The sequence below is a fragment of the Arthrobacter sp. CG_A4 genome, assembly GCF_035985125.1.
In the GTDB taxonomy this organism is placed as follows: Bacteria; Actinomycetota; Actinomycetes; order Actinomycetales; family Micrococcaceae; genus Arthrobacter.
The window spans coordinates 1-1,720 of record NZ_JAXCID010000098.1 but is presented as its reverse complement, the minus strand read 5'-3'; the positions used below and the strand labels follow the sequence as shown (position 1 = coordinate 1,720).

Here is a 1,720-nt window from a genome sequence, read left to right as displayed (position 1 = left end):
CAACAAGGACGCCAAACCGTTCACCTGGACCAAGTCCGCGGAGTATCTACTGGGCAAGATGAAACGCAAACAAACCATTAACACGGAACACTAGCGGAAGGGAAGGCTGCTTCTGGTCACTGGCACTCCAGGAAGCCCTGAAGACAGGAACGCCTCCGCTATCCGGTCCGCTGCCTCCGGCGATGTTCGCGGGCCAATCATCACCTCAGTAATCGGCAAGGGACGGTGCTTCACCTCCCCAAAACCGGGGGACCCCTTCCACGGCACAATGGTCTTTTCCGGCGCCTGCGGCATGTGCTTGAGGTCCACGCCAGCGCTGAGTGCGACGCAACGCGCCTCTCGCTCGTGCCGGAACCCCTGGTGCTTGAAATTGAGGGCCACGAGGACGTTCAGCGCCACCAGCGTCGTTACGGTGATTTCCCTTCCGTCCCGGATATCGCTGTTCAGCTCTCGCACGAACCGGGCTGCCGTCAGCCGCTTCTGGTTCTCCGAGTAGATGACCTTGAGCCACTGCATCCCGAAGAGCTCGACATTTTTACGTCGGCGAGGTCGATCATCTACATCGGAAACCATCGGCCCCCGGAGGTCCAACGCGAGGGCTACCCCGTCAGAACCACCGGCATAGGAGTTCCACTGGTACGGGCTGTCCTTCGTCCCGCGCGGCGCACAAGATATGCACGTCATCGAAATACTCCACATATTCCTCGATTGGACCCGCCTCGGCCAAGAGTTCCCGCGTCTGCTCATCCAACTCTCCCGCATGCGCCAATGCCGCCCATGCGTCCCTGAGGAAACCGATGCCATGGCGAAACTCGCTGGTGTCATTCGTAGCTCGCCAGTTGGTAGCCCACAGCTCCTGACCCCGCACGATGCTCTCTAAGGCTGGGAGGGAGGTGTAGTGCCAAGCGGTTGCGGTTTGCACTGTGAGAGGCGGTTTGTCGGTCGGCCAGGCGGCCTTGTGAACACTTGTCTTCATTCCGCTGGGAGTGTCGAACACAAGCCGGCGGTCGTAGGGGAGGTAGGTCATCTTCTTCAGTTTCTATTACGGGGAAGTCTGCGTCACGGCAAATCCCGAAGGCTCCGTCCCGTTTGGGACGGAGCCTTCGACGGCGGTTCGGATCGCTACCGATAGAGTGAAGATCTCGCACAGTTTGCGACTCCAACTTTCGGGGTGCAGTTCAAAGGTGTCCCTCTTTCCTTGTGAAGACTGCAGAGGCCCGAATCTACCGAGGCTACTTATTTACCTGCAATGTCTCACCCCGGGGCTCCAACTCAGCAGAGGCGACGGACACGTCAGCTGCTGGGATCTGTGAATCATTGTCGCGCTTTGGCTTGTCAGAATCATCTGGCGTGAAGATGTCTGCTCCCAGCGAATAGAGGATACCGACAAGACTCAGCACAATCGCAACATGGATCTTCGGGCTGACCGTGTATAGCCCCACCAAGATGCCGCCGCCCACCAGCACCGCCAGAACCCTGATGATCCACCGATCCCTTGGCACCATTTGGCTGGCCATGGCAAGGAAGCTTGTTACGAAGAGAGTGGGACCAAGGGCCACCACGCCGAAGGAAAGTTCCTCCCAGCGGTCCGCCCACGCATGATCACGACCGTTGAGGGAATCCACTGCGGCCGTATGGTTTTGTGAGACAGGTTGTTAGGAGCCCTTTTTCGCATGACCGATCGTAAGAAGTACACGCAGCAGTTCAAGAATGATGCCGT

Annotated in this window: 3 protein-coding genes; all 3 read right to left on the bottom strand. The window is 58.4% G+C overall.

The window, feature by feature from the left end; translation table 11 throughout:
* Positions 1 to 90: 90 nt before the first annotated feature.
* Positions 91 to 684 (bottom strand): DUF2971 domain-containing protein, encoded by a 594-nt coding sequence (locus RCH07_RS19165; RefSeq protein ID WP_326969082.1) that lies wholly within the window; start codon positions 682 to 684, stop codon positions 91 to 93.
* Positions 608 to 1,027, bottom strand: a complete 420-nt coding sequence (locus tag RCH07_RS19160) for a hypothetical protein (RefSeq protein ID WP_326969083.1) — start codon at positions 1,025 to 1,027, stop codon at positions 608 to 610. Before RCH07_RS19160 ends, RCH07_RS19165 begins: the two co-directional genes overlap by 77 nt.
* Positions 1,028 to 1,232: 205 nt before the next feature.
* Positions 1,233 to 1,625, bottom strand: a complete 393-nt coding sequence (locus tag RCH07_RS19155; RefSeq protein ID WP_326969081.1) for a hypothetical protein — start codon at positions 1,623 to 1,625, stop codon at positions 1,233 to 1,235.
* Between the last annotated feature and the right edge of the window lie 95 nt (positions 1,626 to 1,720).